The following is a 26,370-nucleotide window of genomic DNA, read 5'->3' on the forward strand; positions in this document are numbered from 1 at the left end:
TAACTCTATTAACGGCCGAAATGGGTAATTCTTTTGCAAAAAACAGTGAACTTACAGCTTAAAAATCTTTGGATTGAGCGTGGTGAACGTGATTTGTGTCGCGACCTTTCGTTTTCGGTTTTAAACGGTGAGCTTATACGTATTGCAGGAGAGAATGGGGCGGGAAAAAGCTCTCTCATAAAAGCCATCTTAGGGTGGGTGCATTTGGAAGCGGGCAATTTAGAATTTAATGGTGAAGATGTGACTCAACATCGAGATATGTTATTGCAATGTCAGTTGTATCTTGGTCACACACCAGGCATTAAAAGTGTTTTTACGGCATTGGAAAATCTGAGACTTTATTGCCCGCAGGCAAGTGAAGAGGCACTGGAATTCGCGCTTGATCAAGTGCAGTTAGGAGCTTTTGTGGATACGCCAGCAGCGCAATTGTCTGCTGGACAAAAGCGTCGTATCGCGTTGGCGCGTTTGTGGTTGACCGATAAAGCATTGTGGTTTCTTGATGAGCCTTTTACAGCATTAGATGTTAAAGGTGTTGATGCTTTAGAACAGCGTATGTCTGACCATTTATCGAGTGGTGGTGCCATTGTTATTACGACACACCAGCCACTATTAAGTTTGGCTCCCAAAGTCATTGAGCTTGTCGCATGAATTATCGGTCGTATTTTAAAGCTGAGTGGATGTCATTATTGCGCCGAAAGCAGGACACACTTAATGCTTTGTTGTTCTTTGTAATGGTCATTACTTTATTTCCATTAGGTGTCGACCCGAGCGCAGATTTTTTAGCACCCGCCGCTGGTGGGATTATATGGTGTGCAACGGCCTTATCCGTATTGATGGCTGTAGAAGGCATGTACAAAGAAGACTATAACGATGGCTCTTTGGAGCAATGGTTGACCAGTGGTTTATCCGTTACTTTTTTAGTTTTTTTGAAAGTTTTAGCTCAGTGGCTAATGGTGGTGTTGCCCTTATTGCTGGTGTTGCCACTGTTAGCTCAGATGTTGTTTTTGCCTATGTCAGTTCTGAGTGTCGTTATGTTGTCCATTTTGCTTGGAACGCCTGCGCTATTTTTTATTGGTTCCATTGGAGCTGCTTTAACTGTGTCATTGCGCCGTGGGGCGGTATTAATGCTGTTATTAATACTTCCACTGTATATACCAGTCATTATTTTTGCGACAGGCGCCGTTCGGGCAGCGCAAATGGAAATGGTCTATAGCGGCCAGTTAGCAATTCTTGCAGCTATTTCTTTGGTTGCTTTAACGCTGTCTCCAGTCATGGCAGCAATCTCAATTAGAGCGAGTGTAAATTAATGAATTGGACGTGGTTTCATAAGCTTGGCTCACCAAAGTGGTTTTATCAATGGGCTTCAAATTGGGGCGGGCGATGTGTCTATCTTGGGCTGATGTTGTTAGTCATTGGTATTGTTTGGGGGCTGGCTTTTGCTCCTGCAGATTACCAACAAGGAAATAGCTTTCGAATTATCTATATCCATGTGCCCGTGGCAGTACTGGCGCAAAGTTGTTACTTAGGGATGGGGATTGCGGGCTTTGTGGCTTTAGTTTGGCAAATGAAACTGGCCCCTGTATTTATCAAGTCTGTCGCACCTGTTGGTGCGGTAATGGCATTTATTGCTTTGGTTTCTGGTGCAATCTGGGGTAAGCCAACATGGGGAACTTGGTGGGTGTGGGACGCGCGTTTAACATCGGTTCTAGTGTTGTTTTTACTATATATGGGCGTTATCGCGATTCAAAATGCCCTTGATGATCAAGTGTTTGCGGATAAAGCGGTAGCTGTTGTTAGTCTGGTTGGTGTGATTAACCTTCCAATAATTAAATATTCCGTAGAATGGTGGAATACACTGCACCAGCCGGCAACGTTCAAATTAACAGAAAAGCCTTCGATGCCTATGGAAATGTGGTTGCCTCTGCTGTTTTCAGCTTTAGGTTTGTATTTGTTTGCGGCGGGCTTGGCTATGTGGCGAATGCAAAGTGAAGTGCTAAAACGAGAGCGCAAAGCAAATTGGGTAAAAAAAGAGGTGATGAGTCATGGCGTTTGAATCATTGATGGATTTTTTTCAAATGGGAAAACACGGCCTATACGTATGGTCTACCTATGCAATCAGCTTAGTTGCGTTAATGGGGTTATTTATTACAACGCGCTACCATAACCAACAATTGCGTAAGCAGTTAAAAAAGCGTTACCAAAGGGAGCAAAGTCGTTAAATGCATCCAGTCCGAAAAAAACGCATGACCATTATTGCAGTGATTTTAACCGTGTTCGCCGCTGCTACAGGCCTAGTAATGTATGCGCTTTCACAAAATATCAATTTATTCTATTCGCCAACGCAAATAGCAGCGGGTGAGGCGCCTCAGAATGTCACGATTCGTGCCGGAGGTATGGTGGTAGACAACAGTGTCGAGCGCAAGAAAGACAGCTTGGATGTTGCTTTTATGGTGACTGATTATCAACACACTGTTCGCATTGAGTACAGTGGTATTTTGCCAGATCTATTCCGTGAAGGTCAGGGGATTGTTGCTCAAGGTAAGCTGGATGGGCGCGGTGTGTTGATTGCAAGTGAGGTATTAGCCAAACACGATGAAGAATATATGCCACCTGAAGTAACTGATGCGCTAGAAAAGGCGAAAGCTCAATAAGGATTCTTTGAATGATTATGCTTCCCGAAGTAGGGCATTACCTCTTAATTTTAGCCATGATGTTTGCCTTCGTTTTGGCGGTTTTACCCATGGTTGGCTATTTCAAGCGCAATGCCATTTTGCTCTCTACCGCTAAGCCTTTGACATATGTGATGACGATATTAACGTGCGCTAGCTTTGTTGTTTTGGCCATTGCTTTTGCACAGGATGATTTTTCTGTTTTATATGTCAGCCAAAACTCAAATAGCCTGCTACCAATTTGGTATAAAGTGAGTGCTGTCTGGGGAGGGCATGAAGGCTCTCTCTTATTATGGATTACTATCCTAACGCTATGGGCTGCGTTGTTAGCTCTTAAAAGTCATACGTTACCAAACAGTACTGGTCCAGTTGTGTTGAGTGTGTTGGGCATTATTGCAACTGGCTTTTTGGCATTCATACTATTCACCTCCTCTCCATTTCTGCGTTTGCTACCAGACCAGCCAGTAGATGGCGTCGACCTGAACCCTTTGCTTCAGGACATAGGACTAATTATTCATCCACCTATGTTGTACATGGGGTATGTTGGCTTTTCTGTGGCATTTGCTTTTGCCATTGCTGCTCTTATCACGGGCAACCTGAATGCCTCTTGGGCACGTTGGGCTCGTCCTTGGACGAATGTATCTTGGGCATTTTTAACACTCGGAATCGCTCTTGGTAGCTGGTGGGCGTACTACGAGCTGGGGTGGGGAGGCTGGTGGTTTTGGGACCCAGTAGAAAACGCCTCATTAATGCCATGGCTTGCAGGAACCGCGCTGATTCACTCTTTAGCCGTCACTGAAAAACGTGGTGTGTTTAAAAGCTGGACGGTATTACTGGCGATTTTTACTTTTAGCTTATCTCTTCTTGGTACATTTTTAGTACGTTCAGGGGTTTTGACATCAGTTCACGCTTTTGCTTCTGACCCAACCCGCGGTGTTTTTATTCTAGCATTGCTGGTGATCATTATCGGTAGTAGCTTATTTCTATATGCTTTAAGAGCTTCTCAGGTGAAATCCAAAGTTAGTTTTGGTTTAACCGGACGTGAATCGTGGTTGCTTATCAATAATATTCTACTGACCATTCTCACGCTGACGGTGCTATTAGGAACTTTATATCCGCTGATTTTTGATGCTTTTGATCTTGGTAAAATCTCAGTGGGCGCTCCGTATTTCAACGCTGTGTTTAGCCCCATAGCACTATTGTTGATTATCTTTATGGGTATTGCGCCATTGGCTAAATGGCACAATACCAAAGGCAGTCTTTTATGGCGAATGTCATGGTTGCCAGCAATATTGGCGACTGCATTGTCATCTTTGGTTTTTACATTCCATGACTTTGATGCCTATTTATGGCTCAGCTTTGCGATAGCATTGTGGCTAGTGCTGATGTGCGTACGAGATTGGTTAGATAAAGTGTTATCTACTCGTCAGTCATTGTGGCAGCGTGCTTGTAAGTTACCTCGTCATTATTATGGTATGCAGCTTGCGCATCTAGGTGTGGCAGTAAGCTTAATCGGCGTGATTTTTGTTAGCATGAATAGCACTGAGACTATTGTTCGTATGGCACCTGGTGATCGAGTTACAGTAGCCCATTACGATTTTGAATTTTTGGGGACACGTCATGTCGAAGGTCCTAACTACACTGCCGATACGGGAATAATAAATGTATATGAAAATGGTGAAAATATAGCCCAAATGCTACCTCAAAAACGCTTGTACCAAGCTCGTCAACAGATGATGACGGAAGCAGCACTTAACCCTGGTTTTACCCGCGATCTTTATATTTCACTCGGTGAGCGGTTAGAGGGGGATGCTTGGGGGATACGAATTTACGTCAAATCTTTTGTTCGTTGGATTTGGCTAGGTGGATTGCTGATGATGGCTGGTGGCTTATTAGCTGCATGGGACAAACGCTACCGCCGTAAAACAGGAGCTTAACGTGAAAAAACTACTCTTTTTTATTCCTTTTATTGCTTTTGTCGCTTTAGGGGCCGTGTTTTATCAACAACTTGGTAAAGACACAGAGTATATGCCATCGGCATTGGTTGGTCAGCAGATACCAGACTTCAAGTTAGTAGATATGGAAACCGATGCAGTGGTAAATAACAGCGCTATGCCAAACGAACCATACCTACTTAACTTTTGGGCAACTTGGTGTCCGTCTTGTAGTGCTGAACATGCCTACTTAGGCGAGCTAGCTGAACAGGGCGTCAATATTGTTGGAGTAGATTATAAAGATGAAACACCGGCTGCAAAGAGGTGGCTAGCAGAGCGAGGTAATCCATATTCATTGGTTCTGCTTGATGAGATGGGGCATTTTGGTGTGGATATGGGAATAACCGGGGCCCCAGAGACGTTTGTAGTCAGTGCGACTGGGGAAATCCTCTACCGTCACCAAGGTGTTGTTGATGAGGCGGTTTGGAAGACATTGAAGGGATACATGCAATGATAGGGAGCCTTATCAGAGCTGCAACATTGTTTCTGATTTTTTGGGGAAGTAATGTTATCGCAATGGAAGTTCTTGAGTTCAAAACGCCGGAAGATCAACTCCGTTACCGTATCTTAACGGAGGAGTTACGTTGTCCTAAGTGTCAAAACCAAAATTTAGAAGATTCCAACGCTGGTATTGCAGTAGATTTGCGTAATCAAATCTATCGCATGGTGAACGATGGGCAATCTAATGAGCAGATTGTCGACTACATGGTTGCGCGTTATGGTGAGTTCGTATTATACCGCCCCGTTCACGATCAAAGCACTGCTATCTTATGGTACGGTCCTTTTGCTTTGCTGATCATCGGTGCTCTGGTTTTTGTCATTGTAGTGATTAAAAACAAACGACAAACAGATAGAGGGGCCTAACTATGATACTCGCTTGGGTCATTATGATTGCGGTGACAGCTATATCGCTTTTGTACTTATTGCGCTCTATTTTGCGTCAGCGGACGTACGAGCAAAATGAGGATGCGGGGCAGAGTTTTTTAGCGATACGTAAACAAGAAGTTGAAGAAGAGCGTCTTGCGGGCCGTTTAACGGACAGTGAAGCACAACAGTTACATCAAGATATCAGCAGCGAAGCTCGCTATATTAACGAACATGGAACTTTAATACTAAATCGAGAAGTACGTTGGGCACGTCTTTTTTTATCAGGTGCTGTTGCCATTATTTTAGTCGGCTCAGTTACTTTATACCATAAGCTTGGTTTCGCACCGGATGTGCTGTTTACGCAGAAGATGCTTGAACGCAGTGCGAATGACCAAGATATTGCTGATTTTCTTGATTACCGAGTAGCGCGTTACGACCGAGCTGAAGATTGGTATTACCTTGCTAGTGAACAAGTCTTAGCACAGGATTATCCGTCTGCGATAGCATCTTACCGACAAGTATTGGAAAAATTGGGGCCAGAGTCTGAGGATCGTATTAATGTTCAAGTAGAACTTGCTCAAGCGATGTTTTATGCCAATAACAATATGGTTTCGGATAGTATGCGTGAAACGGTTGCAGAAGTTCTTAAAGCTACCCCGAATAATGTCAAAGCACTCGGTCTTCAAGGTATTATTCATTTTGATGCTGCACAATATGAAGCTGCAATTCTAACATGGCAGAAGGCAATCCAATTGGGAACAGACCGTCAAGAGCGTTTAGATTTATTGTCAGGAATCGCGGCGGCTCGTAAACAAGGTGGAATTACAGAGGAGCAGGTTCCCGCTCTTATCTCTCATAGGTTACAGTTAAAACTCATCTTGGCTAGTGGTTCAGTGCAGCAAGATGATGTGTATTTGGTTTATGCCAAAGCACCAGACCAAGCCATGCCTGTCGCCATTCAGCGTATATCAGCACAGGAATTTGATGCGCCCATTGTTTTAACAAACATTGACAACCTAATGCCAGGTAAAACACTGGCAGAGGTAACAACAGTCGATATTATTGTTAAGCGATCGAATTCTTTGGCTCAAGACTTGAGTCAAGGTGAAATAGTTGGTCATTTGTCATCCGTTCCGAGTCGTAGTGGCAAGATTTTTAAGGTCAAAGTGTCCTTATAATTGAAACCAACTCCGCTTCGACTGATAATACGGGTAATGTATTGATCTTAAGCGGACTTTTTATAATGGATTTTAGCTTGCGTGAGTGGCTAATTTTAATTGGTATCATCATTATTATTGGCATTTTAGTCGATGGTTATCGTCGTTATCGTAAACCCCAGCCGATGACAATAAGTGACGATGATGACTATGACGACCCTGAAGAGCGTAAACGCGAAGCGTTATTACGTAGAGAATTACCGAATGGTGGTGCGCGACCTGTTAATCGCTCAGTAGATTCTGCTGACCCTGTCATGAATGCCTTTGAGAATGCCCGTAAAACGGCAAGGGGGCCTTTGACTGACATGCCGCATAAGGTAGATGCTGGGCCTGAGCTTGATCGTAATGATCAGTTTGAATTGGATGAGTTAGCTTCTCTTGTGCCTGAGCGTTTTGATGGTTACGAAGAGAATACATCAATACAGGCTGATAAAGATTACGGTGATGTGCTGTATGATGGCTACGACTTAGATGTTGGGCATGAATCTGAAGAACTTTCTGAGCACTCTGATCTTGAGGAAATTGATCTAGAGCGCAGTTATTCGAGTGTTGATCTTGACCAAGCATCTCAACTCAGCCCCGCATCAGAAGAGCACACATCAGACGAAGAAGAGGCCGAGATTGAAGAAGTCATTGTTATCAATGTGTTTGCGCCACAAGATAATTCATTCGCTGGTATGGAGTTACTTCAATTAGTACTGAACTGCGGTATGCGTTACGGTGATATGGATATTTTTCACCGTCATGAAGAGGGTTTTGATAAGGGGAAAATCCAATTTTCAATGGCGAATGCCATAGAGCCAGGAACCTTCAATCTAGACACCATGGGTGAAACAGATTGTCCAGGCGTTAGCTTTTTCATGGGGTTACCAGGGCCTAAGAACAGTATGAAAGCATTCGACTTTATGCTTGAGACAGCTCAAGCTCTGGTTCGTAATTTGGGCGGTGAGCTGCTTGATGAGCGCAGAGCGCCGATGACAGAGCAAACTATTGCCCATTGCCGTCAACGAATCAAAGATTTCGAACGCAGGCAGCTAACAAAAAAGGCACGACAGTCCTAACCCTTCAAATAAACAAGGCTCCTTAATGGGGCCTTGATTCTTTTTACCTGTAATTGTTTTGAGAACACTATGAGCGACAAGCAAGCTTTCACCTTGGAAGATATTCAAGCATTAACGAAAACGTTAAATGACTACAGCTATGCATATCATGTTCAAGATGCCCCAATAGTACCTGATGCGGAATATGATCGCTGCTATCGAGCTTTGCAAGAAATGGAGGCTCAACACCCTGAGTGGGTTCAGCAAGATTCCCCGACACAGCGGGTTGGGGAGAAGCCTGATAATGGTTTTGCATCAGTTGATCATACTGTGCCGATGTTATCTCTTGATAATGCTTTTGATAATGACAGCATGGTCGACTTTGATGAGCGTATTCAAAAGTTGTCTAAGATGACTGATATTACCTATTGCTGTGAACCTAAGTTGGACGGTTTAGCGATCAGTCTACGCTATGAAAATGGCCAATTGGTTCGTGGTGTCACACGTGGTGATGGATTAACAGGTGAAGACATTACCTCGAATATTAAAACCATTTACTCCGTTCCATTAAAACTTCGTTCGGATAACCCGCCACCGGTACTTGAAGTGCGCGGCGAGATTTACATGCCTAAGGCAGGCTTTGAGAAGCTCAACCAACAGGCGGCAGAAAGAGGAGAGAAAACGTTTGTTAATCCTCGTAATGCTGCGGCAGGTAGCTTACGTCAACTTGATCCCAAGGTTACGGCATCTCGCCCCTTAGTGCTCTGTGCTTACAGTATTGGTTATGTAGAGGGTTGGGAGCAACCTGACAGCCACTATGAAGGGTTGCTGCAACTGGCTGAATGGGGCTTTAAGACGAATAACCTCATGGCGCGAGTTAAAGGTGTCCAAGGCTGTTTAGAGTATTACGATAAACTGGCTACCGAGCGTGATGAGCTTAGCTACGATATCGACGGCATTGTGTATAAAGTGGACAGTATTACACAGCAAAATAAACTTGGTTTTGTAGCGCGTGCTCCGCGCTGGGCCATTGCTCGGAAATTCCCTGCCCAAGAAGAAGTGACGCAAATCCTCGGAGTGGATTTTCAAGTGGGCCGTACCGGTGCTATTACACCTGTTGCTCGTCTACAACCAACATTTGTTGGTGGTGTCACCGTTTCCAACGCAACGCTGCATAATCAAGATGAAATTGATCGATTGGGTGTTAAAGTCAATGACTGGGTGGTCATACGCCGTGCTGGTGATGTGATTCCTCAGGTTGTACATGTCTTGAATGAGCGTCGAACGGGTGCCGAGCAAGAGGTTGAGTTTCCAACTAAGTGTCCTGTTTGTGATTCGGACATTGAGCGAGTGGCAGGGGAGGCCGTACAACGTTGTACAGGTGGCTTGGTTTGTGGTGCTCAATTAAAAGAGCGTCTAAAACACTTTGTATCTCGAAAAGCGATGGACATTGATGGCTTAGGTGACAAGCTCATTGAGCAATTAGTCGATGCTAAGTTAGTGACGACCCCTGTGGACATCTATTCCTTAAAGGATAAGCCAGCTCGCCTGTTAGCAATGGAGCGTATGGGGGATAAGTCAGTTGAGAAATTACTGAATGCGATTGAGCAATCAAAACAAACACTTTTTAACCGCTTTGTTTATGCCTTGGGAATTCGAGAGGTTGGTGAAGCCACGGCGCGTACGTTAACGCAATATTTTGGCTCGTTAGAAAAATTAATGTCTGCAACAGAAGCGGATCTGATTGAAGTAGAAGATGTTGGGCCGATTGTTGCTCAGCATATTCGTTTGTTCTTCGATCAAGAAGACAATGTAGCGACAGTCGAAGGCTTGTTGGAACAAGGCATCACTTGGGAAATTGCTCAAATAGGCGATGCGAGTGAACAACCTCTCGCTGGCAAAACATATGTTGTAACCGGAACACTAAGCCGATATTCACGAGATGAGGTAAAAGATACACTGATCAAACTTGGTGCTAAAGTGAGTGGTTCAGTGTCAGGTAAAACAGATTGCCTTGTTGCCGGTGAGAAAGCCGGGTCTAAACTAGCGAAAGCTCAGTCTCTAAATGTGCCTGTTATGGATGAAGAGGCGCTTCATCAAATGTTGACTGATTTAGGAGCGGTATAGAATGGATACTTTGATACCTTTCGACTCGCTTGATCCTGAAACTCTTGCAAATGTGTTAAATGATATTGTTTCCCGAGACGGCACGGATTACGGGGATTACGATCTTTCCTCAGAGCAAAAGCGAGAACAAGCTTTACGCGCATTGAAATCTGGTGAAGCCGTTTTATTGTTTGATACTGAAAGTGAGACGATTCAGCTGGTTTCAAAAAGTGCGGTTCAAAACCGTTACACGTAATTTAATGGTTGTTTTGTAAGGAAAAGGGCTATTTTGATAGCCCTTTTACTGTCCTTAGTGCTGCTAGGATGCAACGGATAGGGGTTAGTCGCGAATACAACTACGAATGGTATGGTCCATTTCTCTGGAAGGCTCTTTTTCTTTGTTGCGTCCCACTACTTTTGCAGGAACCCCCGCAACGGTTGTGTGAGGTTCAACAGGATCAAGTACCACGCTGCCAGCACCCACTTTAGCACCCTCGCCAACTTCAATATTACCAAGAATTTTTGCCCCTGCTCCTATTAGAACACCGGTGCGAATTTTTGGATGACGATCTCCTGTTTCTTTACCAGTACCGCCTAATGTCACTGATTGGAGAATAGAAACATTGTCCTCAATGATGCAGGTTTCACCTACGACTAAACCTGTTGCATGGTCGAGCATGATGCCGCAGCCGATTCGTGCCGCTGGATGAATGTCGACACCAAAAGTCATGGACATCTGTCCTTGTAAATAAAGCGCTAAACTCTCTCTACCTTGTTTCCATAGCCAGTTAGCGACACGGTAGGTTTGTAAGGCATGGAAACCTTTGAAAAACAGCAGTGGTGTAGTGAGGCAATCACATGCAGCGTCACGCTCTTTGATTGATAAGATATCCTGAGCCATACATTCAACAATTTTTGACTTTGGATCAGCCATCGCTTCTTGAAAGACTTCACGCAGCACCATCGCGGGAATAGAGATACTATCCAACTTGCTGGCAAGCAAAAAACTCAAAGCAGAGCTAAGTGAGTCATGACGAAGAATGGTTGTATTGAAATAACTTGCCAAAATGGGTTCATCTTGTGCTAGTTTTTCAGCTTCAGCTTGTAACGATGGCCACAGGTTGTCAAAGGTCACGTCAGATTGGATTGTGTTACTCAAAATCAAATTACCTACATGTTTTCGTGGCTAGAGTGTGGTTATGGGGGTAGCATCTACCAATACAAGGGTGAATGTAAACAGAATGCTCGTTTTATGGAGACACTATGAGTCAAAAAACCGTATCTGATGCGTTACATATATTTTACGAATTAAATAGCGCTTTGTCTGATGCATATTGGGAAACAAATGACATAAATAGCAAGGATTTGTTTTTCTCTATGAAGTCCATGTTGCAGGATGAGCTTGATGAATTGCACAAGTTGAGTATGCAAGATCATATTTATCCTTACGAACCAATCAACCCTGGTGTGGTTCAGTTGAGTGATAAATTACGTGAGCTACATCCTTTAATGGGCGGAATCGTTTATCGTCCCAAAACCTTTAGAAGGTTAGATGATTTGATTCCAAGTGCATGTGACCTATTTGAAATCTAAAGTTTGAGTGAAAGAGAAGAAGTCTTAGACTTCTCCTCTTTTCAATTGCCTGATAGTAAAGCGATTAGGATGAAGTGTTTCAATAACAGTTTGTTCTAATGGCGTAATCTCGTTGAGAATTAAACTGCTAATATAAAAACCGCAAAGTGGTGCACTGACTAATCCACGTGAGCCATGACCAACATTAATATATAACCCAGTTAGTAACTCTCCTGTTTCGTTTGACAGCCATTTTGCGTTCTGACGCAAAGGCGCATAGCGATCAACGAGTGCTTTTTGAGCACTGAAAGGTCCAACAATCGGAGTATAATCCGCGACAGTGCAGCGCATTGCAACGCGTCCTTTGCAGTTCGCCAGATTGATTGCTTCTGAATCAATTGGAAGTAAGTGTTGCAATTTGACTAAGTTGTCTTGATGGCTTTGCTCTAGAACATCAAGGCGATTGTCCCCTAAATCATAAGTCGCTCCGAAGTTGATTTGGCCTTCCAAAGCAGGAGATAAGTACCCTTCTGCACAGAGCACCTGGCTAACTTTTTTAATCGTTTCTTGATCTTTTGAGGTGAGATCACAGATGGCCAATTGAGTCACTTGGCCGCGAATGGGTTTTGTGGGCCACTCTTGCCATGTTTTCAGGGGTGCCTGTTCATTAGCAGTACAAAGCACCACATGAGAGTATGTTTCGGTTGAATGCTGGCTAGTCGCTTGCCAACCTGCTTCACATGGGGCTAAATCAAGCAACTGTGTCGATAACGAAAGTTGTATGTTTTTATGTGATAGAAGGTGCTCACAAACAGATTGCGGCTTTAGCCATCCTGAGAGGGGCAGCTCCAATCCTTGATCATGAGCTCGAATGATGGAATCAGGGTAAAGTTGACTCGCTAGCATCTTAGAAAACTTAGTTTGCTCGTTTTCATTTTTCGGTAGTTGCAAGAGTCCACATTGCTGCCATGCTGCAGTCTGGTCGCCAATCGCATTATAAAAGCGGTTAGCATAGAGGTAAGCTGTCAAATAAAAGCGATTCAAAGGTGTGTCTGATACGCTAAGTTTTGGGTAAAGCATCCCTTGTGCGTTGCCAGAACCACCGCAAGCGATATTGTTGCCTTGCTCCCATACCTCTACCGGGATTCCCTTTTCAGCCAGCGCATGAGCTGTAGTTGCTCCCGCTATTCCACTACCGACAACTAATACCTTATTGATTGTTTTCTGTTGTTTGACGACGAACCATGGCGCTTCATGCGAACTTTCTGATTCGGTAGGTATAAAGCTACCTATCATCATTTCGCGTTTGTGCCCAAACCCTTTTACTTTTTGCACATCAAAGCCATGAGACTTTAAGCCGCGACGGACGATTCCAGCAGCGGTAAATGTTGCAAAAGTGCTCCCTTCGATACTTAAGCGCTGAATGTTCTGAAACAATTCATCACTCCACATGTCAGGGTTTTTGCTGGGTGCGAAGCCATCTAAAAACCAAGCATCGACTTGACCATTTAACGCCTTAAAGCCTTCACTGGCTTCCCCAAACCATAAGGTGAGCGTGGTGCGTTGCTCTGGAAAGAAAAGTGTATGCAAACCATGACAAAGCACGGGGTACTTGGCAACCAACGGTTGAGCCAGCTGTTTAAGACTTGGCCACATAGCAAGAGACTGCTCGAGCTTATCCTTACTTAGTGGGTACTTTTCGACAGAGACAAAGTGTAGCCAGCTATCGTTGGGGGATTGCTCTAAAAAAAGTTGCCAAGCACAAAGAAAATTTAAACCTGTACCAAACCCTGTTTCCGCAATAGTAAAGCGTTGATGTGGTGACAGACTGGAGAAGCGCTCTGAGAGCAGATTATGCTCAAGAAAGACATAACGCGTTTCATCAAGTCCGGCATCTTTATCAAAGTAAACATCATCAAACGCACTAGAGCGAGGTACGCCATCCTCGCCAAAATTTAGTGCTGGTGGCTCAAGTTTGTAGCTAGTTAACACGAGTGACCTTCTTAATTGTCACAGGCGAAACAGGTACGTTTTGATAAGGGCCTACTGTTCGAGTCGATACATTGGCTATCTCATCGACTACGTCTAATCCAGAAATCACTTTACCAAATACGGTGTAGCCAGCACCGCCACGAGCACCATGATTTAAAAATGCATTATCAACTTGGTTAATAAAAAACTGAGAGGTTGCGCTATTAGGATCATTGGTACGAGCCATTGCTAAAGTGCCACGGTAATTTGAAAGTCCATTATTACCTTCGTATGCAATTGCTTTGTGCGTTTGCTTACGCTCCATTTCGGGAGAAAAACCGCCAGTCTGAACCATAAAGCCTTTGATGACACGATGAAAAATTACTCCTTCGTAAAACCCTTCATCAACATACTGAAGAAAGTTTTTTACTGTCTTTGGGGCTGCTTGTTCATCAAGGTCAACACGGATGTCGCCAAGGCTTGTTTGAATATTTACTTCTGTTGCGAAGCTAGGCAAGCTCAGTGCAGAAAGCACTAAACCTGTGAGTAAACTTTTTTTCATTTGAGTCTTCCTTATTGGCAATGCGCCCATAATATTAGGGTGTTCAATTAAGAACGCCAAGATGAAATTGATTTGAGAGGTCTAAACATGAGAACTGCGGTGGTTGAAATCGAATATTGCACCCTTTGTCGTTGGATGTTACGAGCTGCTTGGTTATCTCAGGAATTGTTAATGACCTTTGATGATGACATAAAAAGCGTCACTTTAATTCCGACTCAAGGCGGCATTTTTAAAGTTCGTGTTAACGGTGAAGAGATTTGGTGTCGTAAAGCAGAAGGGGGCTTCCCTGAAGCAAAAGTATTAAAGCAGCGTATGAGAGATGTTATTGATCCTGAGCGAGATCTTGGTCACTCAGATGTTAAGAAATCTGAATAAACAAGTTTAACCGTACTGAAATGAAATACAGAAAAACAGTAGGCAGCACTGAGTGCCTACTGTTTTTTTAGCTTTTGCTTGATTTAGAAGAGCCTTAGAAAACTTGTTTGAAAGGTTTAACTTCAACATTAGCATAGACACCTGCCGCAACATACGGATCTGCGTCCGCCCATGCTTTTGCATCTTCTAGTGAAGCAAATTCTGCTATGACTACGCTGCCTGTAAAACCTGCAGTGCCAGGGTCGTTTGAATCAATTGCGGGGTTCGGTCCTGCTAACACAAGGCGACCTTGACCGCGTAATTCCTGAAGTCGCTTAAGGTGAGCTGGGCGAGCAGCTAATCGACTTTCTAAGCTGTTTTCAACGTCTTGGCCAACGACTGAATAAAGCATCGCTTAATCCTTATTTTGCATTTGAGAAGATAAGTAAATTCCTTGAAGAATGATGAATACTATGGTCATCCCCAATAGGCCAAACAACTTAAAGTCAACCCATATGTCTTCACTGAAATTGAAGGCGACGTAAAGATTCACGGCACCTGATAATATAAAGAAACCAACCCACGCGAGGTTTAAGGTTCGCCAAGTATTGTGAGGTAATTCGATTTTATCTCCCATCATGCGTTCGATGATGTTTTTGTGGCCGATAAATTGACTACCAAAAAATGCGACAGCAAAGAGCCAGTTTACGATAGTGGGTTTCCATTTAATGAAATCGCCATTACCAAGTAGTACCGTTGCCCCGCCGAGTAAAACAACCAAAACAAGTGAAACAATATGCATCTTTTCAATGGTTCGGTGCTTTATCCATGTGTAGCCTACTTGTACAAGCGTTGCAGGGATGAGCACAGCCGTTGCGATGATGATGTCGCCTGTTGTTTTATAAACCAAGAAAAAAACAAGAATGGGTAAAAAGTCGAATAGTAATTTCATAGTCAAGCCAGTTTATGTATGCTCGAATGATAATACCTAGCAACTGTCGGAAAAAATACCCCTTTGATGCCTGATACTCGATACCAGCCAATAGATTTACATACTCACTCCACAGCCTCAGATGGCCAGTTAACACCGATAGAATTAGTGCAACTTGCACACCAAGAAGGTGTTCAGATGTTCGCTTTGACAGATCACGATACCACGTCAGGTTTAAAGCAAGCTCGCAACACGGCGAACTCTCTTGGTATGACATTTATTAATGGCTGTGAACTCTCTGTAGCTTGGAAAAAGATTCCACTGCATATGGTGGCGTTAGGCTTTGAAGAAGATTGTGCCATAATTGGTAAGTGGACAAAAAAGAATCAAACGGTACGTCTAGAAAGAGGTCGTCAGATTGCTGATTTGTTGTCTAAAAAAGGGTTGCCAGACCTATTTGATAAAGCAATAGAGGAAGCAGGTGGTAGTCAATTAGGACGGCCACATTTTGCAAAAGTTATGGTTCGAGAAGGTATTGTCAAAGATACTAACAAAGCATTCGACCATTACCTCAACAACAAAAAATTAGGGCAGATACGAGATGTCTGGCCTCAATTAGAGGAAATTATGCCAGAGCTCACCGCAAGTAAATGCGAGTTAGTTTTAGCGCATCCTAAGCGATATCCCTTGACTGTGACTAAGCTTAAATCAGTGTTGCAAGATTTTAGCAAGTTGGGTGGCAGTGCGATCGAAGTGGCATCTGGTAATGAACGGCCTGATCACGTCCGATTTTTAGAGCGGTTATCTAGAGAATTTGGTTTTAAAGCGTCAGTAGGAAGTGATTACCATGGTCCATTCGGTCCTTGGACTCAAGTAGGACGATTTACACAAGTTCATGAGCAAGAGATTTCACCTATTTGGTATCAATGGCAAACTTAATCCACTTGCTAGGAATAATTAGATGTTCACCTCAACATGAGGTGTTATGGAGAGAATACTTTGAGCCAGTTTTTTCAGATACACCCAGAAAATCCACAAGCTCGCTTGATTAAGCAAGCGGCACAATTGATTCGTGAGGGAGCTGTTATTGCTTATCCTACAGATTGTGGTTATTCACTAGGTTGCCATATTGGTGATAAAGCAGCTTTAGAAAAAATCCGTACTATTCGTAGGTTAGACGATAAGCATAATTTCACTTTGGTGTGCCGTGACCTTTCTGAAATTTCGACCTATGCTCGTTATGATAATGCCATTTATCGTTTGCTGAAGCATCATACGCCAGGACCTTATACGTTTATTTTCAATGGGACATCTGAAGTCCCAAGACGTTTGATGCATCCAAAGCGTAAAACGATTGGCATTCGAATTCCAGACAACAAAATTGTTCAGGCCCTACTAGAAGAGTTAGGGGAGCCTATTATGAGTTCGTCTCTTATTTTGCCTGGTGAAACAGACCCCATGATGGACCCTTATGACATTCGTGATACGTTACAGCATCAGTTAGATTTAGTCATAGATGGAGGGTTCTGTGGTATGCAACCGACTACCGTTATTGGGATGGACTCCGAAGAAATCAAAGTCTTAAGAATTGGTGCTGGAGATCCTGCTCCGTTCGAGTAAAAACTGCGTAAGGTACGCTATCAACTGAAATGTGATCCGACTATAATGCGGTCAGAATTAACTTAGAATGACTTTCTAAGTTTAAATTGTGTAATTAACATAACTGGGTTGCTGCGAAGCATTCCCGAAAGAGGTCGTAATGGACGAAAAATTACAAAAAGTGTTGGCGAGAGCAGGTGTAGGATCTCGTCGTGAAATGGAGAATCGTATTCGTGAAGGTCGAGTGCTTGTAAACGGTAATGTTGCCACGCTTGGTGATCGAGTGCGTCCTAATGATGTGATTGAATTTGATGGTGTTGAGGTCAAAACAACAGCGTCTAGTGAAGTTGAGCGTCGAGTCATTATTTATAATAAACCTGAAGGCGAAGTTTGTACTCGTAAAGATCCTGAAGGTCGCCCCACTGTTTTTGATCGCCTACCAAAGCTACGTGGAAGTCGCTGGATAGCGGTTGGTCGTCTTGATATCAACACTTCAGGGCTACTGCTGTTCACCACTGATGGTGAATTAGCGAACCGTTTGATGCACCCATCTACCGAAATTGACCGTGAATACCTAGTCCGCGTGATGGGGAATGTAACGGAAGAGCACATTGAAAACCTTAAAAAAGGAGTCTTGCTAGAAGACGGAATGGCTCAATTTACTGACATCGTAGATGGTGGTGGTGAGGGGATTAACCATTGGTTTTATGTGTGTCTGATGGAAGGGCGTAACCGTGAAGTCCGCCGCCTATGGGAATCGCAAGAGCTAAAAGTAAACCGTCTAAAGCGTGTACGATTTGGTCCAGTATTTTTGCCATCAAAAGCTAAAGTTGGTCGATGGGTTGAGATGGACGAGTCGGATGTTAGCGCTTTGTGTGAGGTTGTTGGCCTTGAACATAAGATTACTGGCTTGAAAAGCCAACAAGAGAAACATGACCGTCGTAGACAAAGTGGTGCGCGTGTTACAGGTAGCGTAGCCAAAACGAAACGACGTGAAAAAGGTTTTGATTGGCAAGCATCTGAGAAGCAACAGGAATTTAAACCGCGTCGACCAGGGCGCCGTTCATTCAGATAAAAGAGGATTGTAGGCTATGAGCATGGTGCGATGGATTTTAGTTGTTGTCATTGCAATGCTAATTGGTTTTTTTGTTTATGTAGACATGAACAACGGTGTTCCTGATCACCTTGGTGTGAATGAGGGGCTGTTAGCACCCTGCCCAGATATGCCGAATTGCGTCTCTTCGCAAGCTCCTGTTGAGGATGAGCAACATTACGTCGAGCCGATTATTTATCGCACTTCTGTAAAATTAGCCCAGCTTAAGGTAGAGCAAGCGCTGCTGAGTCAAGGAAACGGTCGTATTATTGACAGTCGTTTAGGCTATACTCACTTTGAAATTTCTAGTGACCTTTTTGGTTTCAAAGATGACTTAGAAATCTACTTCCCCGAAGCCGATAGTGTAATGCACGTTCGTTCAGCTTCTAGAGTTGGTTATGATGACCTAGATGTTAATCGAGAACGAGTTAGACAAATACAGGATCTTCTAGTAGATTGATCTTGAAGGCTTTATTAATTATCAAATGGACGAGGATAGACTATGAGCGCGAATGATACCCAATCGATCCTGATTGTTGAAGACGATGAGCGCCTCGCCACGTTAACCCAAGAGTATCTACAAAAGAATGGTTTTAATGTAGATGTTGAGCCAGATGGACGAAATGCCATTTCTCGCATTATTGAAGAACAACCTTCTCTTGTGATTCTTGATTTGATGCTGCCTGGCGCCGACGGTTTTACAGTTTGTCGCAGTGTTCGCAATGATTACCATGGCCCAATATTGATGCTGACAGCTCGTAGTGACGATGTCGATCAAATTTTGGGATTAGAAATTGGTGCCGACGATTATGTTTCTAAGCCAGCTAAACCTCGTGTGTTGTTAGCAAGGGTTCAATCATTGTTACGACGCAGTACACAAGATGTTGATTTGTCCTCAGTATCTGCAGAAGCAGAACAAACACTTGAATTTGGTAGCTTAGTAATTGATAACTCTCGTCGAGAAGCTTGGCGTGAAGGTGAAGAAATTGAGCTAACAAGCGCCGAGTTTGATTTGCTTTGGTTACTCGCTAGTAACTCTGGCCGTATTCTTAGCCGTGAAGAAATATTTAGTGAGTTGCGTGGTATTGAATATGATGGTCAAGACCGTTCTGTTGATGTCCGTATCTCAAGAATTCGCTCAAAGATTGGCGATGATCCGATTCATCCGCGTCGAATCAAAACGATTCGTAGTAAAGGCTACCTATTTGTGAAAGAGGTTTAGTCTTAATGCGAAGTGATATGTGGCGCCTCTATCGACATATCTTGATTGGGGGCTTGCTCATATCACTCGTTTGCTTTTCCCTTATTGCTTGGCTCAAGCAATCTTACCAAGAGCGTGAGCTATTACAGCAGCTTGCTGTGGATGTAGAACTAACTGCTGCTCTCTATAAAGAAAATGGCACACTTACTGATATATCAAATGTTTCTGTATTTAAGTGGGAGCCGCTTGGGCCTATTTCCTCTGAATCTCGTACTGAACTGCTTCATGATTCAGACCTCGTATTAGCGAATGTCTACAGTGGTACCCAGCTGGCACTGAAAGGTGAAAGTCATGCGGTGCAGTTCTCTCTTTTACAGCCTATGCTTCAAAGATTTCTAGAAGTGTATCCATTGCAGTGGTCGAAAAAACTAGACCTGTTAAACACTCTCAAGAGTATTTCGATAAAGAAAATTGAACCAAGCCCATGGTTAACGAGTGAGGTGAGCCTTCACCAAGCCGTTGATAGGCAGCTTTATTTCCTATGGCAGCCAAGTGGTTCGGATCAGGCGTGGCGTATTCAATTTAATCAAGCTAATACATTTTCTTTTGGAACAATCGTTTTTGCGTTTATTTTACTGTCTTTGGCCGCTCTTTTAGTGTTGGTGTGGATTGGCTTTATGGGGCTTGATCGTAAAAGGGTACATTTTGAGACTATTACACGTCAGATTGCTCGAGGAAGAGGAGCTCTGCCCCATGGTGTGGTAGATAGCTCGGGTACTCTAAAAGAGTTGGCTTACTCTTTTGATTCAATGTCGACACACATCCAAAGGCTACTCAAAGTTCAGCGTGAAATGATAAATGCCATTTCTCACGAGCTAAGAACGCCTATTGCCCGACTAAGGTTTGGTTTAGAGGTTCTTAAAGATGATGTGAGTGAAGAACTTGAGTCGTCTATTACTGCACTAGAGTATGACGTAGAAGAGCTAAATACTTTAGTAGATGAGGTGCTCACCTACGGAAAGTTAGAGGAAGGTACCCTTGCTCTAAATTTCGAGCGTGCGAGTATTCGTCAAATATTAGATAGCATTGTGGAGCACAATAATGCTTTGCTGCAGAACTATAAAGTACATATTGAAATTCAAGGTGATGAATGGGTGAATGCCGATGCCCATCATTTGCATCGAGCGCTGCAAAATTTAATTCTGAATGCTTCTAAGTATGCCAATTCGACTATTGCTATTACATTTACTGCTGATGATGAGCGTTGGCAGGTTGATATTGAGGATGATGGTCGAGGTATTCCTGAAGAAGATCGAGATAAGGTATTTATCCCATTTCAGCGCTTGGATAACTCTCGTACGCGAGCCTCTGGCGGCTATGGCTTAGGCCTCGCTATAGTGCAGAGAATCGCATTCTGGCATGGTGGTGCTGTACTGGTTGAGGGGAGTGAGCTAGGTGGGGCAAAATTCAGTTTTATTTGGTCAAAAAGCCAGCACCAGAATAGCCTTGGCTAAACTAGGTGCTGGGCTTTTTCGCTATAGATCTGGTGATAAAATACCGCGTAGGTTTTTAAAGCATGTTTTTGATGCGGTAGTGATTAAGTCATCCATATATGCGTTCTCACGCTGATCCTTTCTAATAGCCAAGTATAATTTGCACCAAACACCTTCTTCCCCTAAGGATTTAGTGATGGCGTATTGCCTATTTGTATATTCCGTTAAAGCCCAATTTGGTAAGCAACAGATCCCCCGACCGCTAGCAACCAGCTGCATCATCATTAGTGTAAGTTCACTGTGGCGGATTTTAGCTGGTGCAACACCAGATGGAGTCAAAAAATGTTTAAATATATCTAGACGTTCTGATTCGACGGGATAGGTTATTAGAGTTTCGTTTTTAAAATCCTCAGGGACTAAATACTCTTTTTTAGCGAGTGGATGGTGACGTGAAAGGGCGACTTGAGACTCGTATTGAAACAAAGGGATATACTCAATATTGGGTAAATCCTGAGGGTCTGAAGTGACCACTAGGTCAAGGTCTCCACGAGCTAGTGCCGGTAGAGGCATAAAGCTAAATGCTGTAGACAAGTCTAGTTCTACATCTGGCCAGTGCTCTCGAAAATGATCAATAGTTGGCATTAACCATTCAAAACAACTATGACACTCAATCGCTATGTGCAAACGGCCACTTTCACCTTCAGCGTAGCGTTGAATGTCTCTCTGAGCTGATCGAAATGCCATTAAAACGTCATCAGCAAGCTGGAGTAGACGCAGTCCTGCACTGGTAAAGCGTACGGGTTTCGTTTTGCGTATAAAAAGAGGGCAACCTAGCTTTTCTTCCAAGTCTTTGAGTTGGTGTGATAAGGCTGATTGCGTTAGGTGTACGCGTTCAGCGGCTTCGACTAGGCTTCCTGTATCTCGCAATGCAGTGAGTGTTTTAAGATGCCTAACTTCAATAATGCTCATAATAATCTCGAGTTTTTGAGTTTTATTCAGCTCATAACGTATAAAAAAGGCTCGTGCCAGATATCTCTAACTACGAGCCTTACGAGATTGTCTTAGTTACAGATCAAAAATTCAAGTAAAGCTTTTTGTGCATGCAAGCGGTTTTCTGCTTCATCCCATACAACAGAGTCTTGATGATCAATTACTTCCGCTGTTACTTCTTCGCCACGGTGTGCTGGCAAGCAATGCATGAATAGGGCGTCAATTTTGGCAAGTGACATCAATTCTTTATTTACTTGGAAGCCATCGAAATCTTGTAGTCGTTGCTCTTGCTCATCTTCTTGTCCCATAGATGCAAATACATCTGTTACGACAAGATCTGCATCTGCGACTGCTTCTCGGACATTATGGGTCACCGTTACGCAATGTTTATTCTCAGAAAGGATCTGGTCATTGGGTTCGTAGCCTTTTGGACAAGCAACAACAAGGTTAAAATCAAGCATGTCTGCGGCATTCATGTATGAATGACACATATTGTTACCGTCACCAACCCATACAACACGCTTGCCTTCGATAGAGCCACGGTGTTCAAGGTATGTTTGCATATCTGCCAGTAGCTGACATGGATGATAATCATCTGTTAATGCGTTAATAACAGGTACACTAGAGTTTGCTGCAAATGTTTCAACCATTTGGTGATCGAAAGTGCGGATCATTACAGCATCAACCATGCTTGAAATAACACGAGCGCTGTCTTCAACAGGTTCACCGCGACCAAGTTGGGTGTCACGTGGTGATAGGAATAGAGCGTGTCCGCCAAATTGTGCCATACCTGCTTCAAAAGATACGCGGGTTCGTGTGGATGATTTCTCAAAAATCATCGCAAGAACTTTGTTCTTCATTGGTTCGTATAGCGTGCCTTCACGGTGCATTTTTTTAAGTTCAATGGCACGTGAAAGTAGTTGCTTTAGCTCGTCAGACGATAGGTCTTTCAGAGTCAAAAAATGTCTCGGCGACACGATATTGCTCCTGTCAAAATTCAACCAATAATATAAGGAATCAGCCAATTTAATACACAGGTCGCCTGTAGTAAAGAGTAGGTCGCCTGTAATAAAGATTGATTCTACTAAAAAGGGCATTCATCAAGGGTTTTACTGGTATGAGGGTTGTAAAATTAATAAACATCCCCATACTTCACTGAAAATACACCCTACAAGTCGCAGTTTATTAAGCGACAGAATCATGAGGTTTACCGATCGTGAGCAATACTATTGAGACAATCAAAGAACAGATTAATAACAACCCAATTTTGCTTTACATGAAAGGCACACCACGTATGCCCCAGTGTGGCTTTTCTGCGCAAACTGTTCAAGCACTGATGGCATGTGGTGAGCGTTTTGCGTTTGTGAATATTCTTGAAAATCCAGATATCCGTGCAGAGCTACCGAAGTACGCTAATTGGCCAACGTTCCCTCAGCTTTGGGTGAAAGGTGAGTTGATTGGAGGATGTGATATCGTTGTTGAGATGGCTCAAAATGGCGAGTTACAAACTTTGATTACTGAAGCTGCTGAAGAGCAAGACAGCGAGTAAAGTTGCCTGGAAATGTGTTAAAAATGCCTCACGAATCCGTTCATGAGGCATTTTTTAAACTTCATAAAGTTCTAACGGAAGCCCGTCTGGGTCTTGGAAAAATGTAAAGCGCTTACCTGTGATTTCATCTAAGCGAATGTTTTCTACAGAAATGCCTTGCCTAATTAAATAGTTCACCGTCTCATCCAGTTTTGTTGTCTTAAAAGCTAGATGTCTTAGTCCTTGCGCTTCTGGAAATGAAGCCCTCACTGGAGCGTCAGGAAACGAAAACAGCTCAATTTGTGTGTGCTCGTCAACAGCCATATCCAGTTTATATGAATCGCGTTCTTGCCGGTAAGTTTCCTGAATGATCTTAAAACCTAATTGCTCATGATAGAAGGCTTTCGAGCGCTGATAGTCAGAGCAAATAATGGCGACATGATGTATTCCACTAACTAGAAATCCCATAATCCTTTATTGCCCATAGCTTTGAGATTTTAGCTCATTAGCAAGCTCAATGACCTGCTTTCTAAACCATATATGGCTAGCATCATGGTGTAGCAAAGGGCTCCAAATCATTTTCAACTCAATGGGAGGGATTGCAAAAGGAGGCTCAAGGATAACCAAGTCAGGGTTGTTCCGGTTAATTAATGCGACCTTCCGTGGAAGTGTGGCAATAAGGTCTTGCTCTAAAGCCAAATGCATCGCAGTGTGATAGCTACGCGTAAATACTCGAATGCTGCGCTTACGCCCTTGCCTTTGCAGAGCTTCGTCAACCCAGCCAAGCTTTTGAACATCTGTAGGATCCATTCCTACACCGACCCCGAAGCCTGTTTTACTTACCCAAATATGTTGCGCTTCTAGGTATGTCTCAAGAGTGAAATTTTGAGCGATGGGATTGTCGGCAGCCATCATGCAGACAAAAGTATCCAACCACACACTTTTTTCATGGAAAGACTGTGGTAGCTCTTCGAAACGGTTAATTGCCATATCAATTTTCCCCGCTTCCACATCATGAAATGTCACGTCACTTGGGGTCATAATATCTATGGTGATACCTGGTGCGTTTTCACGTAACCGATTAAGTAATCTTGGGATGACCGTAGAAGCAGCATAATCACTTGCCATAACTCGGAAGACGCGGGTCGAAGTTTTTTCATTAAAATCCGCTTCAGGTTGTAAGGCTTCTTCTAACTCCAGCAGTACTTTTCTTACAATCGGCTGTAGGCGAATAGCTTTTTCTGTGGGCTTCATGCCTTCACTGGTGCGCACTAACAGTGGGTCATTAAGCAGGTCTCGTAACCTTTTCAGTCCGTTGCTCATGGCTGGTTGAGTGATGTTGAGCTTGTTTGCAGAGCGAGTCACATTGCACTCACGCAATAAAACGTCTAAGTAAATAAGTAAATTAAGGTCTATCTTATTTATATTCATGATTCTTATGCGCACTATAAGTCTAATAACTGGATGCGAATAATTGTATTGCGAAGCCAAGAAAGTACAAGCTTTTTAGAAGATGAAATAAGAATAGAAAATGGCCTTATTTATTGAGGTGTTTCAATAAATAAGGCCATTTGGAAGGATTAGTGTTTGTTAGTCAGCTCTCTTAAAAAATGTTCTGGAGCGTCATTCAGTTGAGCTAAGTTTTCAAGGGTTGTGTCTGCAATATGCCTCAGTGCAATGTCTGTAAAATAACCCTGATGCCCTGTGACGATGACATTTGGAAAGGTTAGCAGTAACTGGAACACGCTGTCATAAATGATATGATCGGACATGTCTTCAAAGAAAAATTTACCTTCTTGCTCATACACATCAAGTCCTAGGTGGCCGATTTTTCCATTGTAAAGACCATCTATGGCTTCTTGTGCATTCACTAAAGCGCCTCGGCTAGTGTTGATGATCATGACGCCATTTTTCATTTTATCTAACGAGGTTTTGTTGATTAAATGATGTGTAGACGCATTTAAAGGGCAGTGAAGGCTAATTATGTCACTGTCTGCATAAAGGGTTTCGAGATCGACATATTCAGCACCATACTCAATCAGTTCATCATTTGGCGCTAAGTCGTAACAAATAACGCGACAACCAAACCCCGCCATAATTCGACAAAAAGCTTGGCCTATTCGTCCTGTACCAATACAACCAACGGTCTTTCCTTCTAAATTGAACCCCATGAGCCCTTCAAGAGCAAAGTTCCCTTCTTTAACTCGATGATATGCTCTGTGAATCTTTCTGTTTAAGGTTAAGATCAGTGCGACTGCGTGCTCTGCTACAGATGTAGGACTATAATCTGGTACATGAAACACCGGTATGGCAAGCGCTTTGGCGCAATATAAGTCAACGTTGTTATAGCCTGCGCAACGTAATGCAACAGCTTTTATACCAAAAGTTGATAGTTGCTCAAGGATGTCTCTACTCAAGTCATCATTTACAAAGCATGAGATGGCGTCAAAACCATTGGCCAACGAGACAGTTTCACTGCTAAGTCTGCTTTCAAAAAAAAACAGCTCAACATCACTGCTATTTTGTGTTGCAGCCTCTAGTGTGCGTTTATCGTATGGTTTACATGAGAACACTGCGACTTTCATAGGCCCTCCTAGGAGCATGTTGAATTTGTAATATAGAGTGCTTCACTGTCTTTGCGAATAGCAATGCAATGCTAATTGACTTATCTCAAATGAGTTGTCTAACTGGCTCATGATATTTAATTTATAAAGTTACAAAAAATGCTGTGATTGCATTGACCCCACTAGCAAAACAATCTTACAATCAAGATGTTTAAATAATTGGCGCTATTTATGTACAGTGTCCCTTGCGGCCAAATACGGTTAGTCCTGTTTTGTCATAAGTAATACCGAGTTTTTTAAGCACTACCCGTTGTAGCAATACAACATTAATAAAACTTATTTCAAACAGGAATATCATCATGTCAGACGTAGTTACTGGTACAGTTAAATTTTTCAACGAAACTAAAGGTTTTGGTTTCATTACTCAAGAATCTGGTCCAGACGTATTCGTTCACTTCTCAGCGATCGACGTACCAGGCTTCAAAACTCTAGCTGAAGGTCAAAAAGTTGAGTTTCAAGTAGCTCAAGGTAAAAAAGGCCCAGAAGCTCAAAACGTTAAACCTCTATAATCTATAGAAGTAATCGTTTCTCGAAAGGCAGCTTTAAGCTGCCTTTTTTG

At 43.1% G+C, this 26,370-nt stretch carries 32 protein-coding genes; 22 read left to right on the plus strand and 10 right to left on the minus strand.

The genetic code is table 11. The annotated features are described in order from the left end of the window. The first annotated feature begins 33 nt into the window (after nucleotides 1-33). The 12 genes from ccmA (at nucleotide 34) to JHD44_RS01165 (ending at nucleotide 10,149) form a co-directional block, all read left to right on the plus strand. Entirely contained in the window at nucleotides 34-648 is a 615-nt protein-coding gene (gene ccmA, locus JHD44_RS01110; protein ID WP_199460243.1) for a cytochrome c biogenesis heme-transporting ATPase CcmA, read from the plus strand. After that, nucleotides 645-1,307 carry a heme exporter protein CcmB gene (ccmB, locus tag JHD44_RS01115; protein WP_199460245.1) on the plus strand — a complete coding sequence of 221 codons (663 nt, stop codon included), beginning with the start codon at nucleotides 645-647 and terminating at the stop codon, nucleotides 1,305-1,307. Before ccmA ends, ccmB begins: the two co-directional genes overlap by 4 nt. Then, a complete protein-coding gene (locus JHD44_RS01120) occupies nucleotides 1,307-2,053 on the plus strand; it encodes a heme ABC transporter permease (protein ID WP_199460247.1) in 747 nt (248 codons plus the stop codon). Before ccmB ends, JHD44_RS01120 begins: the two co-directional genes overlap by 1 nt. Further along, on the plus strand, nucleotides 2,043-2,219 hold the full coding sequence (gene ccmD / locus JHD44_RS01125; protein ID WP_199460249.1) for a heme exporter protein CcmD: 177 nt from the start codon (nucleotides 2,043-2,045) through the stop codon (nucleotides 2,217-2,219). The genes JHD44_RS01120 and ccmD overlap by 11 nt, the downstream gene beginning before the upstream one ends. Further along, nucleotides 2,220-2,651 carry a cytochrome c maturation protein CcmE gene (ccmE, locus tag JHD44_RS01130; RefSeq protein ID WP_199460251.1) on the plus strand — a complete coding sequence of 144 codons (432 nt, stop codon included), beginning with the start codon at nucleotides 2,220-2,222 and terminating at the stop codon, nucleotides 2,649-2,651. 17 nt (nucleotides 2,652-2,668) lie between these two features. Then, complete coding sequence (locus JHD44_RS01135) at nucleotides 2,669-4,606, plus strand: heme lyase CcmF/NrfE family subunit (RefSeq protein ID WP_199460456.1); 1,938 nt, start codon at nucleotides 2,669-2,671, stop codon at nucleotides 4,604-4,606. 1 nt (nucleotide 4,607) lies between these two features. Continuing rightward, entirely contained in the window at nucleotides 4,608-5,117 is a 510-nt protein-coding gene (locus JHD44_RS01140) for a DsbE family thiol:disulfide interchange protein (RefSeq protein WP_199460253.1), read from the plus strand. Further along, nucleotides 5,114-5,527, plus strand: coding sequence for a cytochrome c-type biogenesis protein (locus JHD44_RS01145; RefSeq protein ID WP_199460255.1), 414 nt, complete (start codon nucleotides 5,114-5,116; stop codon nucleotides 5,525-5,527). Before JHD44_RS01140 ends, JHD44_RS01145 begins: the two co-directional genes overlap by 4 nt. Before the next feature lie 2 nt (nucleotides 5,528-5,529). Beyond that, the gene (gene ccmI, locus JHD44_RS01150) at nucleotides 5,530-6,708 is read left to right on the plus strand and encodes a c-type cytochrome biogenesis protein CcmI (protein ID WP_199460257.1); all 1,179 of its coding nucleotides are present in this window, start codon (nucleotides 5,530-5,532) and stop codon (nucleotides 6,706-6,708) included. Nucleotides 6,709-6,773: 65 nt separating this feature from the next. Then, entirely contained in the window at nucleotides 6,774-7,808 is a 1,035-nt protein-coding gene (gene zipA, locus JHD44_RS01155; protein WP_199460259.1) for a cell division protein ZipA, read from the plus strand. A 69-nt stretch (nucleotides 7,809-7,877) separates the two neighbouring features. Next, entirely contained in the window at nucleotides 7,878-9,914 is a 2,037-nt protein-coding gene (ligA, locus tag JHD44_RS01160) for an NAD-dependent DNA ligase LigA (protein ID WP_199460261.1), read from the plus strand. A 1-nt stretch (nucleotide 9,915) separates the two neighbouring features. After that, nucleotides 9,916-10,149 carry a YheU family protein gene (locus JHD44_RS01165; protein WP_199460263.1) on the plus strand — a complete coding sequence of 78 codons (234 nt, stop codon included), beginning with the start codon at nucleotides 9,916-9,918 and terminating at the stop codon, nucleotides 10,147-10,149. Nucleotides 10,150-10,233: 84 nt separating this feature from the next. Here JHD44_RS01165 and cysE read toward each other — a convergent pair whose 3' ends face one another. After that, nucleotides 10,234-11,052 (minus strand): serine O-acetyltransferase, encoded by an 819-nt coding sequence (gene cysE, locus JHD44_RS01170; RefSeq protein WP_233401547.1) that lies wholly within the window; start codon nucleotides 11,050-11,052, stop codon nucleotides 10,234-10,236. 104 nt (nucleotides 11,053-11,156) lie between these two features. Between cysE and JHD44_RS01175 the strand changes: the two genes are divergently transcribed. Continuing rightward, on the plus strand, nucleotides 11,157-11,486 hold the full coding sequence (locus JHD44_RS01175) for a hypothetical protein (protein ID WP_199460265.1): 330 nt from the start codon (nucleotides 11,157-11,159) through the stop codon (nucleotides 11,484-11,486). A 24-nt stretch (nucleotides 11,487-11,510) separates the two neighbouring features. Here the strand turns inward: JHD44_RS01175 and mnmC are convergent, their stop codons facing one another. Then, the gene (gene mnmC, locus JHD44_RS01180) at nucleotides 11,511-13,457 is read right to left on the minus strand and encodes a bifunctional tRNA (5-methylaminomethyl-2-thiouridine)(34)-methyltransferase MnmD/FAD-dependent 5-carboxymethylaminomethyl-2-thiouridine(34) oxidoreductase MnmC (RefSeq protein WP_199460267.1); all 1,947 of its coding nucleotides are present in this window, start codon (nucleotides 13,455-13,457) and stop codon (nucleotides 11,511-11,513) included. Beyond that, nucleotides 13,447-13,998, minus strand: a complete 552-nt coding sequence (locus JHD44_RS01185; protein ID WP_199460269.1) for a peptidylprolyl isomerase — start codon at nucleotides 13,996-13,998, stop codon at nucleotides 13,447-13,449. Before JHD44_RS01185 ends, mnmC begins: the two co-directional genes overlap by 11 nt. Before the next feature lie 87 nt (nucleotides 13,999-14,085). Here JHD44_RS01185 and JHD44_RS01190 point away from each other — a divergent pair, with 87 nt between their 5' ends. Then, nucleotides 14,086-14,373: a SelT/SelW/SelH family protein gene (locus tag JHD44_RS01190; protein WP_199460271.1), complete on the plus strand. Its 288-nt coding sequence runs from the start codon at nucleotides 14,086-14,088 to the stop codon at nucleotides 14,371-14,373. A 94-nt stretch (nucleotides 14,374-14,467) separates the two neighbouring features. Here the strand turns inward: JHD44_RS01190 and JHD44_RS01195 are convergent, their stop codons facing one another. Both JHD44_RS01195 and JHD44_RS01200 read right to left on the minus strand, forming a co-directional pair. Next, nucleotides 14,468-14,764 carry a YciI family protein gene (locus JHD44_RS01195; protein ID WP_199460273.1) on the minus strand — a complete coding sequence of 99 codons (297 nt, stop codon included), beginning with the start codon at nucleotides 14,762-14,764 and terminating at the stop codon, nucleotides 14,468-14,470. A 3-nt stretch (nucleotides 14,765-14,767) separates the two neighbouring features. Continuing rightward, nucleotides 14,768-15,304, minus strand: coding sequence for a septation protein A (locus tag JHD44_RS01200; protein WP_199460275.1), 537 nt, complete (start codon nucleotides 15,302-15,304; stop codon nucleotides 14,768-14,770). Nucleotides 15,305-15,370: 66 nt separating this feature from the next. Between JHD44_RS01200 and JHD44_RS01205 the strand changes: the two genes are divergently transcribed. The 6 genes from JHD44_RS01205 to JHD44_RS01230 all read left to right on the plus strand — a co-directional run bounded on the left by JHD44_RS01205 (nucleotide 15,371) and on the right by JHD44_RS01230 (nucleotide 20,690). Further along, nucleotides 15,371-16,222 carry a PHP domain-containing protein gene (locus tag JHD44_RS01205; RefSeq protein ID WP_199460277.1) on the plus strand — a complete coding sequence of 284 codons (852 nt, stop codon included), beginning with the start codon at nucleotides 15,371-15,373 and terminating at the stop codon, nucleotides 16,220-16,222. A 60-nt stretch (nucleotides 16,223-16,282) separates the two neighbouring features. After that, on the plus strand, nucleotides 16,283-16,903 hold the full coding sequence (locus JHD44_RS01210; RefSeq protein WP_199460279.1) for an L-threonylcarbamoyladenylate synthase: 621 nt from the start codon (nucleotides 16,283-16,285) through the stop codon (nucleotides 16,901-16,903). Between the two features lie 139 nt (nucleotides 16,904-17,042). Continuing rightward, nucleotides 17,043-17,957: a 23S rRNA pseudouridine(2605) synthase RluB gene (rluB, locus tag JHD44_RS01215; protein ID WP_199460281.1), complete on the plus strand. Its 915-nt coding sequence runs from the start codon at nucleotides 17,043-17,045 to the stop codon at nucleotides 17,955-17,957. Nucleotides 17,958-17,973: 16 nt separating this feature from the next. Next, on the plus strand, nucleotides 17,974-18,435 hold the full coding sequence (locus tag JHD44_RS01220; protein WP_233401549.1) for a DUF1499 domain-containing protein: 462 nt from the start codon (nucleotides 17,974-17,976) through the stop codon (nucleotides 18,433-18,435). A 42-nt stretch (nucleotides 18,436-18,477) separates the two neighbouring features. Beyond that, nucleotides 18,478-19,197 carry a response regulator gene (locus tag JHD44_RS01225; RefSeq protein WP_199460283.1) on the plus strand — a complete coding sequence of 240 codons (720 nt, stop codon included), beginning with the start codon at nucleotides 18,478-18,480 and terminating at the stop codon, nucleotides 19,195-19,197. A 5-nt stretch (nucleotides 19,198-19,202) separates the two neighbouring features. After that, on the plus strand, nucleotides 19,203-20,690 hold the full coding sequence (locus tag JHD44_RS01230; RefSeq protein ID WP_199460285.1) for an ATP-binding protein: 1,488 nt from the start codon (nucleotides 19,203-19,205) through the stop codon (nucleotides 20,688-20,690). A gap of 21 nt (nucleotides 20,691-20,711) precedes the next feature. Here JHD44_RS01230 and JHD44_RS01235 read toward each other — a convergent pair whose 3' ends face one another. Next, a complete protein-coding gene (locus tag JHD44_RS01235) occupies nucleotides 20,712-21,632 on the minus strand; it encodes a LysR family transcriptional regulator (protein ID WP_199460462.1) in 921 nt (306 codons plus the stop codon). Between the two features lie 98 nt (nucleotides 21,633-21,730). Beyond that, nucleotides 21,731-22,636 carry an ornithine carbamoyltransferase gene (gene argF, locus JHD44_RS01240; RefSeq protein WP_199460287.1) on the minus strand — a complete coding sequence of 302 codons (906 nt, stop codon included), beginning with the start codon at nucleotides 22,634-22,636 and terminating at the stop codon, nucleotides 21,731-21,733. A 239-nt stretch (nucleotides 22,637-22,875) separates the two neighbouring features. Here argF and grxD point away from each other — a divergent pair, with 239 nt between their 5' ends. After that, entirely contained in the window at nucleotides 22,876-23,208 is a 333-nt protein-coding gene (gene grxD / locus JHD44_RS01245) for a Grx4 family monothiol glutaredoxin (RefSeq protein ID WP_199460289.1), read from the plus strand. Nucleotides 23,209-23,262: 54 nt separating this feature from the next. Here the strand turns inward: grxD and JHD44_RS01250 are convergent, their stop codons facing one another. From JHD44_RS01250 to JHD44_RS01260, 3 genes are all read right to left on the minus strand, one after another. Then, entirely contained in the window at nucleotides 23,263-23,655 is a 393-nt protein-coding gene (locus JHD44_RS01250) for a VOC family protein (protein ID WP_199460291.1), read from the minus strand. Between the two features lie 6 nt (nucleotides 23,656-23,661). Further along, nucleotides 23,662-24,618 (minus strand): LysR family transcriptional regulator, encoded by a 957-nt coding sequence (locus tag JHD44_RS01255; protein ID WP_199460293.1) that lies wholly within the window; start codon nucleotides 24,616-24,618, stop codon nucleotides 23,662-23,664. Between the two features lie 149 nt (nucleotides 24,619-24,767). After that, nucleotides 24,768-25,772, minus strand: a complete 1,005-nt coding sequence (locus JHD44_RS01260) for a 2-hydroxyacid dehydrogenase (RefSeq protein WP_199460295.1) — start codon at nucleotides 25,770-25,772, stop codon at nucleotides 24,768-24,770. Between the two features lie 338 nt (nucleotides 25,773-26,110). Here JHD44_RS01260 and JHD44_RS01265 point away from each other — a divergent pair, with 338 nt between their 5' ends. Further along, a complete protein-coding gene (locus JHD44_RS01265; RefSeq protein WP_055462030.1) occupies nucleotides 26,111-26,320 on the plus strand; it encodes a cold-shock protein in 210 nt (69 codons plus the stop codon). The last annotated feature ends 50 nt before the right edge of the window (nucleotides 26,321-26,370 follow it).

This window comes from Marinomonas ostreistagni, from assembly GCF_016461785.1.
GTDB lineage: Bacteria > Pseudomonadota > Gammaproteobacteria > Pseudomonadales > Marinomonadaceae > Marinomonas > Marinomonas ostreistagni_A.

Coding starts and splice junctions, on each gene's coding strand:
- ccmB (WP_199460245.1), top strand. CDS start 645: ATGAATTATCGGTCGTATTTTAAAGCTGAGTGGATGTCATTATTGCGC.
- JHD44_RS01120 (WP_199460247.1), top strand. CDS start 1,307: ATGAATTGGACGTGGTTTCATAAGCTTGGCTCACCAAAGTGGTTTTAT.
- ccmD (WP_199460249.1), top strand. CDS start 2,043: ATGGCGTTTGAATCATTGATGGATTTTTTTCAAATGGGAAAACACGGC.
- ccmE (WP_199460251.1), top strand. CDS start 2,220: ATGCATCCAGTCCGAAAAAAACGCATGACCATTATTGCAGTGATTTTA.
- JHD44_RS01135 (WP_199460456.1), top strand. CDS start 2,669: ATGCTTCCCGAAGTAGGGCATTACCTCTTAATTTTAGCCATGATGTTT.
- JHD44_RS01145 (WP_199460255.1), top strand. CDS start 5,114: ATGATAGGGAGCCTTATCAGAGCTGCAACATTGTTTCTGATTTTTTGG.
- ccmI (WP_199460257.1), top strand. CDS start 5,530: ATGATACTCGCTTGGGTCATTATGATTGCGGTGACAGCTATATCGCTT.
- zipA (WP_199460259.1), top strand. CDS start 6,774: ATGGATTTTAGCTTGCGTGAGTGGCTAATTTTAATTGGTATCATCATT.
- ligA (WP_199460261.1), top strand. CDS start 7,878: ATGAGCGACAAGCAAGCTTTCACCTTGGAAGATATTCAAGCATTAACG.
- JHD44_RS01165 (WP_199460263.1), top strand. CDS start 9,916: ATGGATACTTTGATACCTTTCGACTCGCTTGATCCTGAAACTCTTGCA.
- JHD44_RS01175 (WP_199460265.1), top strand. CDS start 11,157: ATGAGTCAAAAAACCGTATCTGATGCGTTACATATATTTTACGAATTA.
- JHD44_RS01185 (WP_199460269.1), bottom strand. CDS start 13,998: ATGAAAAAAAGTTTACTCACAGGTTTAGTGCTTTCTGCACTGAGCTTG.
- JHD44_RS01190 (WP_199460271.1), top strand. CDS start 14,086: ATGAGAACTGCGGTGGTTGAAATCGAATATTGCACCCTTTGTCGTTGG.
- JHD44_RS01195 (WP_199460273.1), bottom strand. CDS start 14,764: ATGCTTTATTCAGTCGTTGGCCAAGACGTTGAAAACAGCTTAGAAAGT.
- JHD44_RS01200 (WP_199460275.1), bottom strand. CDS start 15,304: ATGAAATTACTATTCGACTTTTTACCCATTCTTGTTTTTTTCTTGGTT.
- JHD44_RS01205 (WP_199460277.1), top strand. CDS start 15,371: ATGCCTGATACTCGATACCAGCCAATAGATTTACATACTCACTCCACA.
- rluB (WP_199460281.1), top strand. CDS start 17,043: ATGGACGAAAAATTACAAAAAGTGTTGGCGAGAGCAGGTGTAGGATCT.
- JHD44_RS01220 (WP_233401549.1), top strand. CDS start 17,974: ATGAGCATGGTGCGATGGATTTTAGTTGTTGTCATTGCAATGCTAATT.
- JHD44_RS01225 (WP_199460283.1), top strand. CDS start 18,478: ATGAGCGCGAATGATACCCAATCGATCCTGATTGTTGAAGACGATGAG.
- JHD44_RS01230 (WP_199460285.1), top strand. CDS start 19,203: ATGCGAAGTGATATGTGGCGCCTCTATCGACATATCTTGATTGGGGGC.
- JHD44_RS01250 (WP_199460291.1), bottom strand. CDS start 23,655: ATGGGATTTCTAGTTAGTGGAATACATCATGTCGCCATTATTTGCTCT.
- JHD44_RS01255 (WP_199460293.1), bottom strand. CDS start 24,618: ATGAATATAAATAAGATAGACCTTAATTTACTTATTTACTTAGACGTT.
- JHD44_RS01260 (WP_199460295.1), bottom strand. CDS start 25,772: ATGAAAGTCGCAGTGTTCTCATGTAAACCATACGATAAACGCACACTA.
- JHD44_RS01265 (WP_055462030.1), top strand. CDS start 26,111: ATGTCAGACGTAGTTACTGGTACAGTTAAATTTTTCAACGAAACTAAA.